The organism is Curtobacterium herbarum, from assembly GCF_016907335.1.
Classification (GTDB): Bacteria; Actinomycetota; Actinomycetes; order Actinomycetales; family Microbacteriaceae; genus Curtobacterium; species Curtobacterium herbarum.
This window is the reverse complement of record NZ_JAFBBT010000001.1, coordinates 233,457-250,525: the sequence shown is the minus strand read 5'-3', so window position 1 is coordinate 250,525 and position 17,069 is coordinate 233,457. Positions and strand designations below refer to the sequence as shown.

Here is a 17,069-nt window from a genome sequence, read left to right as displayed (position 1 = left end):
CGTGTTCGGCGGGCGGGATCAGATGTCGTCGACGGACGACGACTCGAACCGCGAGGAGATGTTGATGCCGAGCTCTTCAGCGGCACGGAAGACCTCGTCGTCCGTGTCGCGGAGGCTGACCGCCTGACCGTCGGCCGAGAGGACCTCGACGTTCAGGCAGAGCGACTGCATCTCCTTCATGAGGACCTTGAACGACTCCGGGATGCCGGGCTCCTGGATGTTCTCGCCCTTGACGATCGCCTCGTAGACCTTCACGCGGCCGAGGATGTCGTCGGACTTGATCGTCAGGAGCTCCTGGAGGGCGTACGCGGCACCGTATGCCTCGAGCGCCCACACCTCCATCTCGCCGAAGCGCTGTCCACCGAACTGCGCCTTCCCACCCAGCGGCTGCTGCGTGATCATCGAGTACGGGCCGGTCGAACGGGCGTGGATCTTGTCGTCGACCAGGTGGTGCAGCTTCAGGATGTACATGTAGCCGACCGACACGGGCTCCGGGAACGGCTCGCCGGAGCGGCCGTCGAAGAGCTGTGCCTTGCCCGAGGAACCGATCAGGCGTTCGCCGTCACGGTTCGGGAGCGTGGAGTCGAGGAGACCCTCGATCTCGCGCTCGTACGCACCGTCGAACACCGGGGTGGCGACCTTCGTGCCGGGGGCTGCGCTGTGCGCGGCTTCCGGCAGGTTCTCGGCCCACTCCTGGATGCCCTCGACCTGCCAGCCCTGCTTGGCGAGCCACCCGAGGTGGATCTCCAGCACCTGGCCGAAGTTCATGCGGCCGGGGACGCCGAGCGGGTTGAGGACGATGTCGACCGGGGTGCCGTCCGCGAGGAACGGCATGTCCTCCACGGGCAGGATCGTCGAGATGACGCCCTTGTTGCCGTGGCGGCCGGCGAGCTTGTCACCCGCGGTGATCTTGCGCTTCTGGGCGATGTAGACGACCACGCGCTGGTTGACGCCCGAGCCGAGCTCGTCGTCGCCGTCCTGCGAGTCGAACACCTTGACGCCGATGATCGTGCCCTCTTCACCGTGGGGCACCTTGAGCGAGGTGTCGCGGACTTCGCGCGACTTCTCGTTGAAGATGGCACGGAGCAGGCGCTCCTCCGCGGAGAGCTCGGTCTCGCCCTTCGGCGTGACCTTGCCGACGAGGATGTCGCCGGGGCGGACCTCGGCACCGATGCGGATGATGCCGCGCTCGTCGAGGTCGGCCAGGAGGTCCGGGCTGACGTTCGGCAGGTCGCGGGTGATCTCTTCCTTGCCCAGCTTGGTGTCGCGGGCGTCGACCTCGTACTCCTCGATGTGGATCGAGGAGAGCGTGTCGTCCTTCACGAGGTTCTGCGACAGGATCATCGCGTCCTCGTAGTTGTAGCCCTCCCACGGCATGAACGCGACGAGGAGGTTCTTGCCGAGCGCGAGCTCGCCGTTCTCCGTCGCGGGACCGTCGGCGATGACCTCGCCCTGCTCCACACGCTCACCGGCGCTGACGATCACGCGGTGGTTGTAGCTGGTGCCCTGGTTCGAGCGGTCGAACTTGCGCAGGTAGAAGGTCTGCGTGCCGCCCTCGTCGAGCTGCAGGGTCACGGCGTCCGCCGAGACCTCGGAGACGACACCGGCCTTGTCGGCGGTGATGACGTCGCCGGCGTCGATGGCGGTGTAGCCCTCCATGCCGGTGCCGACGAGCGGCGACTCGGAGCGGAGGAGCGGCACGGCCTGGCGCTGCATGTTCGCACCCATGAGGGCGCGGTTCGCGTCGTCGTGCTCGAGGAACGGGATGAGCGAGGTCGCGACCGACACCATCTGGCGCGGCGAGACGTCCATGTAGTCGACCTCGTCCTTGCCGACGAGCTCGACCTCGCCGCCCTTCTTGCGGACGAGCACCTTGTCGTCAGCGAAGTGGAACGAGCTGGTCAGCGGGGCGTTGGCCTGCGCGACGACGAACTCGTCCTCTTCCGAGGCGGTCAGGTAGTCGATCGTCTTCGTGACCTCGCCGTTGACGACGCGACGGTACGGGGTCTCGATGAAACCGAACGAGTTGATCCGACCGAAGGACGCGAGCGAGCCGATCAGGCCGATGTTCGGGCCTTCCGGGGTCTCGATCGGGCACATGCGGCCGTAGTGCGACGGGTGGACGTCACGGACCTCGACGCCGGCACGCTCACGGGACAGACCACCCGGGCCGAGGGCCGACAGGCGACGCTTGTGCGTCAGACCCGCGAGCGGGTTGTTCTGGTCCATGAACTGCGACAGCTGGGACGTCCCGAAGAACTCCTTGATCGCAGCGACGACGGGACGCACGTTGATGAGCGTCTGCGGCGTGATGGCCTCGATGTCCTGCGTGGTCATGCGCTCGCGGACGACGCGCTCCATGCGGGACAGACCGGTGCGGACCTGGTTCTGGATGAGCTCGCCGACCGCACGGATGCGACGGTTGCCGAAGTGGTCGATGTCGTCCACGTCGAGGCGGAGCTGCACCGGCTCACCGTCACGGACGCCGTCCATGGTGGTGCGCTCGGCGTGCAGGGACACCAGGTACTTGATCGTCGCGACGATGTCCTGCACGGTGAGCACCGAGTCGGACAGCGGGGCGTCGATACCGAGCTTGCGGTCGAGCTTGTAGCGACCGACCTTCGCCAGGTCGTAACGCTTCGAGTTGAAGTAGAAGTTGTCGAGGAGCGCACGCGCGGCCTCGGCAGCGACCTGCTCGCCCGGGCGCAGCTTGCGGTAGATGTCCTTGAGCGCCTCTTCCTTCGTGAGGACGGCGTCCTTCTCGAGGGTCGACTCCATGGACGCGAAGCCCTGGAACTCCTCCATGATCTCTTCGCTCGTCAGGCCGAGGGCCTTGAGGAAGACGGTCACGGACTGCTTGCGCTTGCGGTCGATGCGCACGCCGACCTGGTCGCGCTTGTCGATCTCGAACTCGAGCCAGGCGCCACGCGACGGGATGATGCGCGCCGAGTAGATGTCCTTGTCGGACGTCTTCTCCTGCGCACGCTCGAAGTACACGCCCGGCGAGCGGACGAGCTGCGAGACGACGACACGCTCGGTGCCGTTGATGATGAACGTGCCGCGCTCGGTCATGAGCGGGAAGTCGCCCATGAAGACCGTCTGCGTCTTGATCTCACCCGTCATGTGGTTCATGAACTCGGCGTTGACGTACAGCGGAGCGGCGTAGGTCTTGCCGCGCTCCTTGCAGTCGTCGATCGAGTACTTCGGGTCCTCGAGCTCCGGGGACGTGAACGAGAGCTGCATGGTCTCGCCGAGGTCCTCGATCGGGGAGATCTCCTCGAAGATCTCCTCGAGGCCGGAGTGCAGCGCGAGGTCGGTACGACCCTGCTCCTGCCCTTCGGCGAGGCGGGCCTTCCATGCGTCGTTGCCGACGAGCCAGTCGAAGCTCTCCGTCTGGAGGGCGAGCAGATCAGGAACCGTGAGGGTGTCCGTGATCTTGGCGAACGAGAGTCGCGAGTGGTTGCGACCGTTCTTGGGGTTGGTGGATGCGTTGGGCGCAGCAGCCAAGGGTGTGACCTCCGGTAGGCCCCGTCGGGCCGACACTGACGAAGCAGTGTGTAGGTGAGTGGATTGATCGCTCGGCGCAACCCGGTGATCAGGACACGAGTACGGTGTGCTCCGGGTCCGGAGCCGCGTGTGGGATGATCGGTGAGCGGGTCCCGCCGCCATATACGGGACCGGCATCACCAGGCGTGTTCAGCGAAGCACCTGCTGAGAGGCGTCTTCGTGGAACTCGGTCGACCGCAATATGACGACACGGATGCCAGGGAGCGCGAACTGTCATCATAGGTGGCTCGACAGTGCGCTGTCCAGTCCCTGGCTTGACCGAGATCGAGTCCGGCGTGTATAAGCCCCGGACGGCCAGTCTCATCCGAGCGGGCAGTCTCATTCCGATCGGGCAGGCTCATTCCGAGCGGGCAGCGCCGACCAGCGCCCGCACCGCGTCCTCGGGCCGGTCGCTCCGCACGAACGTCGTCCGCCCCGACGCGTCGGTGATCTCCACCCCGGGCCCCGGCGTCAGCACGAGTGCCCGCCGCCGTCGGCCGATCCGCAGCCCGACGCCGCCGTAGGTGCGCGCGTCCGCCTCGGTCACCCGGACGGCCGTGATGACCCGGCGGGCGATGCGCCGCGGCGGGAGCGGGCGGAAGTGCAGGACGACCGCGTCCTCGGTGACGGTCAGGCCAGCCCGGGCGACGAGCGCCAGGATCCCGACGACGACCGCGACGAGTCCCGGGATCACGAGCGCCGACTCCGGCGCGTCCCCCGGCCAGCCGAGGACGGCTGCGGTGAGCGCGAGCCCGGCGGCCAGGACGATCCCGCCGACGGCGCGCATCCAGAGCGGCGCACCCTGGTGGTCGTCGACGAGCGGACGGGAGGCCCGGCTCGTCCCCGCCCCGCCGCCCACCCGGTCCGGGGCGTGCGTCTGGGTCTGGGTCTGGGTCTGGGTCTGCGTCTGGGTCCACCCCGGTCGGCTCGGTCGGACGGGGACGGACAGGGTGTCGGCGGTCATGGGGGTGCTCCTTCGGGCGCGGGGGCCCGGACGTCGTGTGGCGGTGCTGGTCGCCGCGGTACCGGTCGTGGCGGTGCCGGTCGCAGCGGTGCGGGTGGACGCGGCGCACGGCGTCGAGACCCGCGACGGGAGCGGGGCTCGTCGTCGGGCGGGCGTCCGGGTCGGCCCCGCCGGACGTGCGCGCGGCTGCCGGGGAACGGCGGCCGACGACGCGGTCTGGAGGGACCGGGACGACGGGCACGACCGGTCGGTGGGGATCCGCGGTCGCGTCGCTCGTCGTCGCGAGGACCCGTCCACGTTACGGCGTCCGGCTTGGCGTCTCCTGTCCGTCGATGCAAGAGCATCGATCAGCACACGAGCCGCCGCGGAGGACGGCCCGCCTCAGCGCAGGACGCGGGCGACGGCCTCCGCCCGGGTCCGGACACCGAGCTTCGTGAAGACCTGGTTGACGTACGACTTCACGGTCGGCACGGTCAGGAACAGCTCGGCGGCGATCTCCGGGTTCGTGCGGCCCTCGGCGATGCGGGTCAGCACGTCGGCCTCACGCGGGGTCAGTTCCGGGAACCGCTGCCGCACGTCCGGCACCCCGCCCGCCGCTCCGGAGGACGCCGGACTCGAGGCCGCCGCACCGGCACCGGCTGCTCCGGCCGCCAAGCGTGCCAGGACCGCCGCCCCCGCGGTCGCGTCGAACGTCGTCTGCCCCGAGGCCACCGCCCGGATCGCGGTGGCGATCTCCGCGCGGCCGGCGTCCTTGGTCAGGTACCCCCGGGCGCCCGCGGCGAGCGCGGTGAGGATCGAGTCGTCGTCCGCGTAGGTCGTCAGCACGAGGACCGCGACCCCCGGGTGCTCCGCGGTGATCCGCCCGGTCGCCGCAGCGCCGTCGAGGACGGGCATCCGCAGGTCCATGAGCACGACGTCCGGGGTCAGCGCCGCGACCATGGCGACGGCGGCCGCGCCGTCCTCGGCTTCGCCCACGACCTCCAGGTCGTCGACGAGCGAGAGCACCGTGACCAGGCCGTCCCGGACGATCGCCTGGTCGTCGGCGACCAGCACCCGGATCGTCACGAGGTCCGGCCGGTCGTGGCGCCGCGCGTCGGACGCCCCGCGGACCGGGCGACCGGCACGTGCATCGCGACGACGAACTCGCCGTCGGACCGCTCCGCCTCGACGGTCGCCGCCCCGCCGAGCTCCGCGAACCGCTCACGCATGCCGAGCAGACCGTGTCCGTCGGCGGCGACCGGGTTCGCGACGACGACGTCCACGGCGTCGCCGTCCCGGATGACGGACAGGGACACGGGGCGGCCGGGGGCGTGTCTGCGGGCGTTGCTGAGGGCCTCCCGGACGCCGGCCACGACGACCGCGCGGGTGGGCTCGTCGACGTCGTGCAGGTCGAGGTCGCCCTGCACGACGGCGGTGCCGCCGAAGGAACGGTGCGCGTCGACGAGGGCGGCGATGCCGTCACCGGTCGGCCGGGAGGCCCGTGCCGGCTCCGCCTCGTCCCTCGCGTCCGGTCCGGCGGCACCCGCGGGGACCACGTCGCCGGGCTGGTCGTCGCGGAGCGCGCGGACCGCCCGGCGTGCCTCGGTGAGTCCGTCGGCGGCGAGTGTGCGGGCGTCGGACGCGCGCTGTCGGGCGTCGTCGACCCGGCCGGCCTCGAGGAGGGCCTCCACGGCGTCGAGCTGCAGGACGAGTCCGCCGAGCGAGTGTGCCAGGACGTCGTGCACGTCCCGGGCGACCCGCGCCCGGTCGGCGAGCAGGCCCGCCCGCTGCTGGTCCCGGTCGGCCTGGCGAGCCTGCTCCTCGAGGACGCGGGTCTGCTCCTCGGCCGTCCGGAGCTGTCGGCGGCTGACGCCGATCACGACGCCGAGCGCCAGGCCGAGGGCGGTGCCGAGGACCAGTGCGACGGAGGTGCCGGCGGCCGTGGCGACCGCGGCGACGACGGCCACGGCGACGAGCGCGGCGACGACGGCGACCCAGACGGGGAGGGTCGGCGCGGCCTCGAGGACGACGAGCCCGATGATGACCGGGACGAGCAGGAGCCCGTCGGTGTGGACGACCGCGAGTGCGCCGGCGACGACCATCACCACGGCGGCGGGCACGGCGAGGCGGGGTGGGCCGTACTCGCGGACGGCCCAGGCGGCGAGCGCCACGGCCCCGGCGAGCCAGACCCACAGCGGCAGTTCCTCGGCGACGCCGTTCCGGACGAACCAGAAGGCGACGACGACGATGCCGATCGCGTTGAGCCCCACCGACACCCCGGCGCGGGACCGGCCCCGTGCGGGGTCGGTCCCGGCGGCACGCCCCTCGGGGCCGCGGAGCTCGGTCATCACACCATCATGCCGCGGGCGGTGCGGCGGGCGTCGTGCTGGAGGCGCTGGTCGACGACCAGGGCGCGGGCGGCCCGGTTGACGGCGAGCATGAGGAGGACGACACCGGTCGAGGTGAGCAGGTGCGCACCGAGGTGCGCGCCGACGACGTCGAGGCCGATGCGGACGACGATGAGGGCGACCCAGAGGGCGGCGCCGGACCAGCCGGTGCGGGACTGCAGGGTGCGGCCCGTCGAGTCGGGGGTACCGACGGTGCGGAAGCGGGTGCGGCTGCCCATCGCCAGGCCGATGCCGACGGAGAGCAGCGCCTCCAGGCCGAGGAAGACGACGTCCTGGGGGTCGATCGTGGCGGCGCTCTGGGCGAGGACCACGATGCCGATGGCCGCCATCACGACCGGGCCGCGCCAGATCCGTGCCGGGTCCAGGAACTGCCAGGTGGACTGCTTCCAGGCGAGGAACCCGACGAGTGCGAGTCCGATGACGATGTTCGTGAGGAGCTGGACGGACATGGGGTGGGCCTCCCGGTCGTGGGCCGGCGGGGTGTTCCCGGTCGGTGGTCCCATCGTCGCGAGGCCGCGTCCGCCGCCCCACCACCCACGGGTGGGGACCGGGCGGGGGGCCGGGTGGTGTTCCATGGACGCATGGCTGATGCGTTCGACGGGTTCCGGGTGGGTGCGGGGTACGCGGTCGTCGAGCCCGACCGGCACCGGCCGGGGTCGTTCACCCTGGTGGTGGACGGGACGCCGCAGTCACACGTCGACCTCGAGGACCCGACGCACCTGGCGTTCGAGTACATCCGGCGGATCGGGCACGCGATCGACCTGCTGCCGTCGGGTCCGGTGACGGCGCTGCACCTGGGCGCCGGAGCGCTGACCCTGCCGCGGTACGTGGCGGTGACCCGACCGGGCTCCCGGCAGCAGGTGATCGAGCTCGAGCGGGACCTGGTCGACCACGTCCGGGACGCCCTGCCGTTCCCCCGCGGCGCGTCGATCCGGGTGCGGTACGGCGACGCCCGGGAGGTCATGGAGAAGCTGCCGGCCGGGCTCCGCGGCACCGTCGACCTGGCCGTCGTCGACGTGTTCTCCGGTGCCCGCACGCCGGCGCACGTGACGAGTGTCGAGTTCTACCGGTCCGTCGCGTCCTTCCTGTCCCCGACCGGGATGATCGCGGTGAACGTCGCGGACGGTGCCGGGCTGGCGTTCGCCCGCGGGCAGGCCTCGACGCTGCAGTCGGTCCTGCCCTCGGTGGCGGCGGTGGCGGACACCGGGATGCTCAAGGGACGCCGCTTCGGCAACATCGTGCTGCTCGGCTCCCCCGGCGAGCTGCCGATCGCCGACATGCCCCGGCGCTACTCGTCGGACCCGCTGCCGAGCAAGGTCGTGCACGGCGACGAGCTGCGGGCCTTCATCGCCGGCGCACCGATCGTCACCGACACCACGGCCGTCGGGTCGCCCGAGCCGAACAAGTCGGTCTTCGGCGCCTGAGCCGTCGCTGCGGATCACGCCGCGGGCGTACCCCGGGCGGGGGACGCTGCCAGGATGGTCTGAGCACACCGCGCCAGCGCGCGACGGCGCACCACCGCGCGACCGCACACCAGGAGGAGACCGCCGATGACCAACGACGATCGCAAGGACGAGCAGCCCCGCCACGGCGAGCAGGAACAGCCGCGGTACGGCGAGCGCGTCAGCCCGGAGCAGGGCGGAGCCCCCCGGTACGAGGACCAGCCGACGCAGCAGTACCAGCAGCAGTCGGCGCCGCAGTGGGGCCAGCACGACCAGCAGCAGCAGTACGGGCAGCAGGGCGGGCAGCAGCAGTACGGGCAGCAGGGCGACCAGTACGGCCAGCAGCAGTACAGCCAGCAGCCGCAGCAGTACGGCGACCAGCAGCAGGCCGGAGCCCCCGCCTGGAACGCGCACGACGAACCCGCCAAGAAGAAGAAGACCGTCGGCATCATCGCCTTCTTCGTCGGCGTCGTCGCGCTCGTGCTCGGCGTCGTCGCCGGGGTCCTGCTCGGCAACGGCCTCGGGAACAGCCAGGCCCTGCAGGACTACGCGGCGAACGGTGGCGCGGGCGACCCGCAGGAACTCCAGCGCCAGCTCATGCAGGACCCCGCCGCGATGTCGTCGCTCGGCACCGGCGTGGTCGTCTTCGGGATCGGCTCGCTGTTCGGCCTCTGGGCGATCGTGCAGGGGATCATCGCGATCGCCACGAAGCGGGGACGCGTCTGGGGTGTCCTGGCCGTCGTGCTCGCCCTCGTCGCCGTCGTCGTGGCCATCGCCCTGTACGGCAGCGCCATCGCCGGGTCCGTCTCCGGCATGTGACCAGCAGATCGACACCACACGGCCCGTCCTGGACTCCCGGGGCGGGCCGTCTGCGTTCGTGCGCGTGGCACGGTCACCTCCCGGCGCGACGCGGATACCCTCGACCCTGATGTCCCTCCCGCCCGACGAACGCCGAGACCACGACCGCGCCGACCAGGCCCGGGAGCCCCGTCATGCCGCCCCGGTGACCGCCGGGGTCAGCCCGGGCAGCACCTTCGCGCCGATCAGCCTGCGCCCCGCCGTCGACGTCCAGGCCGTGCAGGACCGCCTGCGGGACCTCGGGCAGAGCCGCAGCACCGACGCGCTGGCCGAACGTGCCGAGCTGCTCCGGCTGCTCGGGCGTCTGGACGAGGCGCTGACCGTCGCAGAGGAGGTCTTCCGGCTGACGATGTTCACCGGCGAGCGCCAGGACAAGGAAGCGGCCCGGATCCGCCGCGCCCACATCCTGCACGACCTCGGCCGGTACGAGCGTGCGGCGACCGAGGCCTCGATGGCGCGGGACACCGCCGCGACCGAGGAGTGGCCGGAGCTCGAGGGCGCCGCCGCCGAGCTCGAGGGCTGGTCCCTGTACGAGCTGTCCCGCTTCGAGGAGGCCCGCGCCGTCCTCAGCCGGTCGTACGACGCGTTCCGCGCTGCCGGCGCCCCGTCGGAGCGCACCGAGGCGCTCCGCACCGCCGTCGAGGCCGCACTCCGGGCCTCCATGACGCAGCCCGCGGTCGCACCCGACGCCGAGCGTCCCCGGACCGCCCGCGACTTCGCGGTGCGCACCGACGCCGCCCCCGTCGTCCGCCCGGCGGAGCCGTCGGCGCAGCCCCCGGCGACCCCGCGTCGGGTGCTCGGTGCCCCGGACGCCGCTCGGACCGAGGGCGACTCGCTCTGGGGTCGGCTGGCTCGTCCGTCCAGCACGGACCGGGACGAGTGACGCTGCTCGACGACGTCCGGACCCGCGCCGCGGAGCTGATGGGCCGGCATCTGCCCGACGGCTCGTGGGCGTTCGCGTTCGACAACGCGAAGACCCGCGCCGGCCAGTGCGACTTCGCCCGTCGCCGGATCACGGTGAGTCGGCACCTCGCCACCCGGTTCACACCCGAGGACGTCGAGCAGGTGCTGCTGCACGAGATCGCGCACGCGCTGAGCGGGCCGCGCGCCGGACACGGCCCCGCATGGCGTCGGACCGCCCGGGGGCTCGGCTACACCGGCTCGCGGCTGCACGACGGCCCGATCGCCAGTGAACTCGCCCCGTGGGTGGGGAGCTGTCCTGCGGGACACGAGCACTTCCGCTACCGGACGCCCACCCGGCCGCTGGCGTGTGCCCGCTGTGGGCGGCGGTTCGACGAGCGGAACGTCATCACCTGGCACCGTCGGACCGAGGCGACTATCCTAGATTCGACAGATCGTGCCGGAGGCGCGCCGCTCACCCGTTAGCCTGGGCGGATGCGAACAGGGCAGGACATCCGGACCGATGCCGGGTCGTCGTGGTTCTTCGATGCGGGCCGGATCGCCCTGGACTTCGCACACACCGGTGGGTTCGCCGACGACCCGGACCGGCGCCGCCCCCGCGGACACCTCGGGGAGCTGCTGGCCACGCCCGCGGACCTCGACGAGTGGCTCGGGTTGCACACCGAACCGATCGACCTCGGTGCGACCGCGCGCGAGCTGCAGGACGCCCGCGCACTCCGGGCCGCGATCGCCCGCCTGGCCACCGCGGCCGCCCCGGCACCCGCGGACTCGGCTGCCGACCGGACCGCTGTCGCCGTCGGCCTCCGCGCCGGCACCGGACGGACCCGGCCGGCGCCGGACGACATCGACACGGTGAACCTGTTCGCCGCCCTGCCGGACGTGCCCCCGAGCCTCCCGGGTGGCCGACGCCGTGCCGGGGCGAACCGGGTGCGGCTCGCACAGGCACTGTCGAGCGTCGCGCGCGACGCCGTCGCCCTGCTCACCGAGGTCGGCTTCGACGACGTCGAGGCGGAGGGGCGCCCGGCCCGCCTGAGTCGGTGCTCGGCGCCGGACTGCGGCCTGGTGTTCTACGACTCCTCGCGCGGCGGCACGCGCCGCTGGTGCTCGATGCAGCGCTGCGGCAACCGGGCGAAGGTCCGCGCCCACCGGGCCCGCCGCGCGGCCGTCTGAGCCGAGCGCACGACGCGGCCGTCCGAGCCGAACACACCGCGAGCCGAGCGTGCGGAGAGCGACCGATCCCGCGCAGATCGGACGGCGCACCGAAAGTCTGGATTCGGCAGGCCGAAACCTCTGGCATGGTGGAGGCATGACGGACACCGCCACCCCGGTCGTGGGCCAGCGCCCGCCGGGCCGCCGCGCCACCGGACTGGGCCTGCTCGGTCCGGCGTTCGTCGCGGCGATCGCCTACGTCGACCCCGGCAACGTCGCCGCGAACCTGACCGCGGGCGCCCGCTACGGCTACCTGCTGCTGTGGGTGCTGATCGCCGCGAACGCCAGTGCCGTCGTCGTCCAGTACCTCTCCGCGAAGCTCGGCATCGTCACCGGCCGGTCCCTGCCCGAACTGCTCGGTCTGCGGATGCGCCGCACACCCCGGCTGCTGTTCTGGGCGCAGGCCGAGGTCGTCGCCGCCGCCACCGACGTCGCAGAGGTGATCGGCGGCGCCCTCGCCCTGCACCTGCTCTTCGGCGTCCCGCTCGTGGTCGGCGGACTGATCACCGGCGTGGTGTCGATGGCGATCCTGCTGCTCCAGCACCACCGCGGCGCCCGGACCTTCGAGGCCGTCGTCACGGCGATGCTCGCGGTGCTGACGATCGGGTTCTGCGCCGGGCTGCTGTTCGCGCAGGTCTCGCCCGCGGCGCTCGTCGCGGGGATCGCCCCGCGGTTCGCCGACTCCGGCTCGGTGCTGCTCGCCGCGTCGATGCTCGGCGCGACGGTCATGCCGCACGCGGTGTACCTGCACTCAGCCCTGGCCCGCGACCGGCACGGGGACACCGCCGTCGGCCCCGAGCGCCGGCGCGTGCTGGTGGCGACGCGGTGGGACGTGGCCCTGGCGCTCGTCCTCGCCGGCGGGGTGAACATCGCGATGCTCGTCCTCGCCGCGGCCACGCTGCAGGGGGTGTCCGGCACCGACTCGATCCCGGGAGCGCAGCACGCCATCGCCGAGAACGTCGGCCCTGTGGTCGGGGTGCTCTTCTCGGTCGGGCTGCTGGCGTCCGGGCTCGCATCCACCTCCGTCGGCTGCATGGCCGGGGCGGAGATCATGCACGGCCTGCTGCACGTGCGGGTGCCGCTCGTCGTCCGGCGACTGGTCACGCTCGTGCCGGCGATCGTGCTGCTGGCGCTGCGGTACGACCCGACACAGCTGCTGGTGATCAGCCAGGTGGTGCTGAGCTTCGGGATCGCCTTCGCGATCGTGCCGCTGGTGACCTACACGTCACGGCGGAGCGTCATGGGTGACGACGTCAACGCGCTCGGCACGAAGGTGCTCGCCTGGCTCATCGCGGCGGTGATCGTCGCGCTGAACGTCGCGCTGATCGTGCTCACCGTCACGGGCTGAGGACACCGGCGGGGCCAACCAGGGCCAGGGGGGTGGCGGCCGCACCGCACGGGGCGGTGCGGCCGCGCGGCCTCACTCGGAGACCTTGGCGTCCTTCCAGAACGCGACGTACCCGCTGTAGTCCTTGCCGACGCGGTCGAACGACGTCGGGATCGGCTGCGGGTAGGACCACGCTGCGTCGACGTGCTGCTGCCCGTCGACGGTCACGGTCCAGTACTGCGTGTCGCCCTTCCACGGGCAGTGGTACTGCGTGGGGCTCTCGCTGAAGAGCTCGGTCTTCACGCTCGCCGGCGGGAAGTACCAGTTGCCCTCGATCTGGATGAGGTCCGTCTCCGGGGCCTCCGCGATGACGGTGTCACCGATCAGTGCCTGCATGGCTCACTCCTCGTTCGTCGCCGTCGGTGGGACGGCGGTCGACTCGGGACGTTACGCCCGCTCGGTGGACGGTCGCAGCGTGACGAGCTCCGGTCCGACGGCGAGCGCCGCGTGCACCCGCTCGACGCCGATGGCGCCCGCCGACTCGGACGCGGTCACCAGGTGCGTCGCCGCCCGACGGAGGCCCGTCCACGCCGCGCAGGCCGCCGCCGCCTCGGGTGAGGTGTGGTCGACCCCGCACGTCACGAGGGCGTCGACGACGGCGCCGGCGGCGAGCAGGTCCTCGACGGCGAACCCGGGCTCCGCGGACGCGCCCGGGAACGCGCCGGCGTCGTCCACCGCTCCGTCGCCGATCGGTTCGTCGGTCTGGCCGGCCGCGACGACGGCCACGACACAGCGGTCCCCACGGTCGGCCTGGAGGCGCAGCACCCGTTCCGCGACCGCCGTCACGTTCCCCAGGTGGCCGAGCACGACCTCCGGCCCGTCCGGCAGCAGCGCGAGGGGGACGCGCGGGCCGTCCGTCCCCGCTGCCGGGAGGACGTCGACCCAGACGAGGAGGTGCGCGTCCGTCGCGAGCCGGGCGGCCGCCGCCGCACCCCACCCGAACCGCACCTGGTACCGCCGCTGGCCTCGCTCCTGCACGCCGACACGATACCGAGCCGAGCGCACTCGCCCGGACCCGGGGTGTCCGCGCCGGCCGGTACGATCCGATGCCATGGAGACCGACCCCGCGCCCACCCTCACCGGCGACCGCGTCACGCTCGAGCCGCTGTCGCCCGAGCACGCGGACGACCTCCGGGCAGCGGTCGCGGACGGCGACCTCTGGCGTGCCTGGTACACGTCCGTCCCCGCGCCGTCGCAGGTCGAGGCGGACATCGAGCGCCGGCTGTCCGAGCAGGCCGCGGGTCGGATGGTGCCCTTCGCCGTGCGGGACCGCCCGACCGGCCGGGTCGTCGGGGCCACCACCTTCCTGAACCTCGACCGGGCGAACCGTCGGGTCGAGGTCGGGGCGACCTTCCTCGCCACCTCGTCGCAGCGCACCGGCATCAACACCGAGGCGAAGCTGCTGCTGCTCTCGCACGCGTTCGAGACGTGGCAGTGCATCGCCGTCGAGTTCCGCACGCACTGGCACAACACCCGGTCCCGCGCGGCGATCGCCGGGATCGGTGCGAAGCAGGACGGCGTGCTCCGGAACCACTCGGTCGGGCCCGACGGCAGCATGCGCGACACCGTGGTGTTCTCGGTCATCCAGTCGGAGTGGCCGACCGTGCGCCTGTCGTTGGCGGAACGACTGCGCAGCCACGACCGTGCGGAGGGCGCGCGCCGCCGGTCCGCCCGGCACGCCTGATCCGCTGGTACGCCCGACCCGCTGGCGCGTGACGGTGGCGGCGCGGGCGGACCCCAGCCGGTCCGCGTAGCGTGCGCGCCATGCACGTCGGTCTCCGCATCGTCCTGGACGCTCCCGTCGACGCCGTCCGGGACGCCCTCCTCCGGCCGTCCGTGATGGTCGCCGTCACCAAGCCGTTCCTCGTCTACCGCTCGCTCGACCCCGCCGGGTTCCCCGAGCACTGGACACCGGACGAGCCGCACCCGATCAGCGCGTCGACGTTCGGCCTGGTGCCGAGCGGCGCGAGCCACGTCGACATCGAGCTGCACGAGACCGACGGCGTCCCGATCCAGGTCGACCGTGGCGGCGGCACGAGCGGCCTGTTCGCCCGGATGGACATGCGCCACCGGATGGCCGTGTCCGCGCTGCCCGACGGCCGGACCCTGTTCCGTGACCGCCTGACCTACCGCACCCGGCCGGCGCTCCTCGGGCTCGCGCTCTGGCCCGGCATGTGGGTCATCTGGCAGTGGCGGGCGTTCCGGATGCGCGCCCTGGCCCCCACCTGGCGGGCGTGAGCGTACGCTCGTCGACGTGACCCAGACGGAGACCACCGACCGCGTCCGCACCGCACTCGCCACCGCCGACTGGCGTCGCGAGACGTTCGACCTCTTCCGCCGGGTCCGGGCGACGCCCGAGCCCGAGGCGGCCCACACGCTGTGGCGCGAGGCCCGCGACGCCATGTTCCGTGCGCACCCGGCCAGCCCGCTCCTGCCCGAGGACGCCGCCGGGTTCACCGCCCTGCCCTTCCCGGCCTACGACCCGGCCTGGCGCTTCCACGCCCGGATCGAGGAGGCCGAGCCGAAGGTGCTCGACGTCGAGACCGGCACGGACGGCATCGTGCACTTCGACCGACTCGGCATCGTGCAGGTCCCCGGCGTCGGGTCGCTCGACGTGTGGGCGCACGGCGGCTACGCGGGCGGCCTGTTCGTGCCCGTGAAGGACGCGAGCGCCGGCAAGCCGGGCGGGACCTACGGCGGCGGGCGCTACCTGATCGACACCATCAAGGGCTCCGACCTGGGCGGCGGTGACGGCGAGCTCGTCCTCGACTTCAACTTCGCGTACAACCCGTCGTGCGCCTACGACCCGGCGTGGGCCTGCCCGCTCGCGCCTCCCGGCAACACCCTGCCCGTGGCGGTCCCGGTCGGCGAACGGTACGGCTCCTAGGGTGGACCGCATGTCGGGATTCGTCGCGATCGACGCCGGCGGCCGCGTGCCGCCCTTCGAGCAGGTCCGCTCACAGCTCGCCGCCCAGATCGCCGCCGGGTACCTGGTCGACGGGGAGCGCCTGCCGAGCGTCCGCGGACTGGCCGCGGAACTCGGGCTCGCCGCGGGGACGGTCGCGAAGGCCTACCAGCTGCTCGAGGAGGCCGGGCTCGTGCAGACCGCACGGGGCGCCGGAACCCGGGTGGTGCGGCCGGCCGCCGTGCCCGAGTCGGTGACGCACGCCGCCGCCGCCCTCGTCGCAGCCGCACGAGAGGCCGGACTGTCGGCCGACCAGACGGCTGCTGCGCTGCACGACGCCTGGCCCGCGTAGTCGGTCCGCCGGGTTCACCGGGTTCGCGCTGGGCGCGAAGCCCGCCTGCCCCGCTCAGCAGTGGCGGAAGACGTACCCGTCCTCGCCGGCCGGCACGAGGTCCCGGTCGCGGAGGATCGTCATCCGCGGGCGGTCGGTCATCGCACAGACGGCGGACCACTTCCCCTTGAGGGTGTCCGCGTACTCGACGTCGATCACGCGCGCCCCGTACACGTCCGTGTAGGCGGCGCACTCGTCGTACTGCACGCACTCCTCGGCGACCACGAAGTCGAACCCGGTGCGCTCCCGACCGGAGGTGCCGAGCTGCGGGGTGTTCTTCTGCGCGGCGGCGAGGCCGTGCTGGTGGGCGACCCGGACGAGCGACGCGGCGAGCGCCAGGTTCCCCGAGCGGGTCATCCGGCCGCCGGAGCGGGTCCACGAGTCCAGGTTGTCGAACTCGACGGCGTCGAACCCGCGGTCGGCGCACCGGGCGATCGACCGGGTCAGCACCGCGGTGATCGTGGCCCGGGCGCTCGCGGTCCGGGTGTCGAGGATGAGTTCGTCCGGCCACCCCGGGTCGATGACGGGCTTGCCGGCGGCCGTGCGGAGGATCGCACCCGGGTGCTCGGACAGCCACGAGGCCCGGTCCTCGGGCTGCGTCTGGAACCCGTTGACGTAACAGATGCCGTACACGCCGGCGGCGGGCTTCTCCGTGCTGTCCCGTTCGACGACCGTGACGCCCGCGGGCGGTGTGTACGACCCGCCGAGCTGGTAGTCGGGGATCCCGCCGGTGGGCAGGGCACGTGCGGCGACGTCGACACCGGCGGTCGCGCCTCCCGTCCCGGCGTCGTCGACGGTGCGGTGCGTGCCGGGGGTGGTGCCCGCGGACCCGGTGCCGCCGGCGCAGCCCGTCAGGCCGGTGACGGCGACGGCGAGCACGGCGATGGTGACGAGGGACCTGCGGAAGAGCACGAGGCATCCTCGCACGTTGCTGCGACCCGTCCGTGCCGCCGTCCAGGACAGCCGACCCGTGACCCCGGCGGGCGGCCCGACGGACGCCCGACGAGGACCCCCCTCCCGTTCCGACGCCCGAGCCCGCTATGCTGGTACCACTCGAGG

Annotated in this window: 18 protein-coding genes; 10 read left to right on the top strand and 8 right to left on the bottom strand. The window is 72.7% G+C overall.

Annotated elements, in window-relative coordinates:
- Positions 1 to 18 precede the first annotated feature (18 nt).
- The 5 genes from rpoB to JOD51_RS01285 form a co-directional block, all read right to left on the bottom strand.
- The gene (rpoB, locus tag JOD51_RS01305; RefSeq protein WP_204606708.1) at positions 19 to 3,507 is read right to left on the bottom strand and encodes a DNA-directed RNA polymerase subunit beta; all 3,489 of its coding nucleotides are present in this window, start codon (positions 3,505 to 3,507) and stop codon (positions 19 to 21) included.
- A gap of 397 nt (positions 3,508 to 3,904) precedes the next feature.
- Positions 3,905 to 4,510 (bottom strand): hypothetical protein, encoded by a 606-nt coding sequence (locus JOD51_RS01300; RefSeq protein ID WP_204606707.1) that lies wholly within the window; start codon positions 4,508 to 4,510, stop codon positions 3,905 to 3,907.
- A gap of 381 nt (positions 4,511 to 4,891) precedes the next feature.
- Positions 4,892 to 5,575, bottom strand: a complete 684-nt coding sequence (locus JOD51_RS01295) for a response regulator transcription factor (protein WP_204606706.1) — start codon at positions 5,573 to 5,575, stop codon at positions 4,892 to 4,894.
- Positions 5,572 to 6,837: a sensor histidine kinase gene (locus tag JOD51_RS01290; protein WP_204606705.1), complete on the bottom strand. Its 1,266-nt coding sequence runs from the start codon at positions 6,835 to 6,837 to the stop codon at positions 5,572 to 5,574. The genes JOD51_RS01295 and JOD51_RS01290 overlap by 4 nt, the downstream gene beginning before the upstream one ends.
- Entirely contained in the window at positions 6,837 to 7,346 is a 510-nt protein-coding gene (locus JOD51_RS01285) for a hypothetical protein (RefSeq protein ID WP_204606704.1), read from the bottom strand. The genes JOD51_RS01290 and JOD51_RS01285 overlap by 1 nt, the downstream gene beginning before the upstream one ends.
- Positions 7,347 to 7,478: 132 nt before the next feature.
- Here JOD51_RS01285 and JOD51_RS01280 point away from each other — a divergent pair, with 132 nt between their 5' ends.
- The 6 genes from JOD51_RS01280 (at position 7,479) to JOD51_RS01255 (ending at position 12,675) form a co-directional block, all read left to right on the top strand.
- Complete coding sequence (locus tag JOD51_RS01280; protein ID WP_204606703.1) at positions 7,479 to 8,321, top strand: spermidine synthase; 843 nt, start codon at positions 7,479 to 7,481, stop codon at positions 8,319 to 8,321.
- Positions 8,322 to 8,447: 126 nt separating this feature from the next.
- Entirely contained in the window at positions 8,448 to 9,158 is a 711-nt protein-coding gene (locus tag JOD51_RS01275) for a hypothetical protein (RefSeq protein WP_204606702.1), read from the top strand.
- A 109-nt stretch (positions 9,159 to 9,267) separates the two neighbouring features.
- A complete protein-coding gene (locus tag JOD51_RS01270; protein WP_204606701.1) occupies positions 9,268 to 10,080 on the top strand; it encodes a hypothetical protein in 813 nt (270 codons plus the stop codon).
- On the top strand, positions 10,077 to 10,583 hold the full coding sequence (locus JOD51_RS01265) for a SprT-like domain-containing protein (RefSeq protein ID WP_259558082.1): 507 nt from the start codon (positions 10,077 to 10,079) through the stop codon (positions 10,581 to 10,583). The genes JOD51_RS01270 and JOD51_RS01265 overlap by 4 nt, the downstream gene beginning before the upstream one ends.
- A 9-nt stretch (positions 10,584 to 10,592) precedes the next feature.
- Positions 10,593 to 11,288 (top strand): CGNR zinc finger domain-containing protein, encoded by a 696-nt coding sequence (locus JOD51_RS01260; RefSeq protein WP_204606700.1) that lies wholly within the window; start codon positions 10,593 to 10,595, stop codon positions 11,286 to 11,288.
- Positions 11,289 to 11,424: 136 nt separating this feature from the next.
- Complete coding sequence (locus JOD51_RS01255; RefSeq protein WP_204606699.1) at positions 11,425 to 12,675, top strand: Nramp family divalent metal transporter; 1,251 nt, start codon at positions 11,425 to 11,427, stop codon at positions 12,673 to 12,675.
- A gap of 72 nt (positions 12,676 to 12,747) precedes the next feature.
- Here the strand turns inward: JOD51_RS01255 and JOD51_RS01250 are convergent, their stop codons facing one another.
- Together JOD51_RS01250 and JOD51_RS01245 are read right to left on the bottom strand one after the other, a co-directional pair.
- A complete protein-coding gene (locus JOD51_RS01250; RefSeq protein WP_111073969.1) occupies positions 12,748 to 13,050 on the bottom strand; it encodes a DUF427 domain-containing protein in 303 nt (100 codons plus the stop codon).
- 51 nt (positions 13,051 to 13,101) lie between these two features.
- Positions 13,102 to 13,692 (bottom strand): hypothetical protein, encoded by a 591-nt coding sequence (locus JOD51_RS01245; RefSeq protein ID WP_239539746.1) that lies wholly within the window; start codon positions 13,690 to 13,692, stop codon positions 13,102 to 13,104.
- 73 nt (positions 13,693 to 13,765) lie between these two features.
- Here JOD51_RS01245 and JOD51_RS01240 point away from each other — a divergent pair, with 73 nt between their 5' ends.
- From JOD51_RS01240 to JOD51_RS01225, 4 genes are all read left to right on the top strand, one after another.
- Positions 13,766 to 14,398: a GNAT family N-acetyltransferase gene (locus JOD51_RS01240; RefSeq protein ID WP_204606698.1), complete on the top strand. Its 633-nt coding sequence runs from the start codon at positions 13,766 to 13,768 to the stop codon at positions 14,396 to 14,398.
- Between the two features lie 80 nt (positions 14,399 to 14,478).
- A complete protein-coding gene (locus JOD51_RS01235) occupies positions 14,479 to 14,952 on the top strand; it encodes a hypothetical protein (RefSeq protein WP_204606697.1) in 474 nt (157 codons plus the stop codon).
- A 16-nt stretch (positions 14,953 to 14,968) separates the two neighbouring features.
- Positions 14,969 to 15,601: a DUF1684 domain-containing protein gene (locus JOD51_RS01230; protein WP_204606696.1), complete on the top strand. Its 633-nt coding sequence runs from the start codon at positions 14,969 to 14,971 to the stop codon at positions 15,599 to 15,601.
- Between the two features lie 10 nt (positions 15,602 to 15,611).
- Positions 15,612 to 15,971 (top strand): GntR family transcriptional regulator, encoded by a 360-nt coding sequence (locus tag JOD51_RS01225; protein ID WP_111074195.1) that lies wholly within the window; start codon positions 15,612 to 15,614, stop codon positions 15,969 to 15,971.
- Positions 15,972 to 16,025: 54 nt separating this feature from the next.
- Here JOD51_RS01225 and JOD51_RS01220 read toward each other — a convergent pair whose 3' ends face one another.
- The gene (locus JOD51_RS01220) at positions 16,026 to 16,922 is read right to left on the bottom strand and encodes an endo alpha-1,4 polygalactosaminidase (RefSeq protein ID WP_259558091.1); all 897 of its coding nucleotides are present in this window, start codon (positions 16,920 to 16,922) and stop codon (positions 16,026 to 16,028) included.
- Positions 16,923 to 17,069 lie beyond the last annotated feature (147 nt).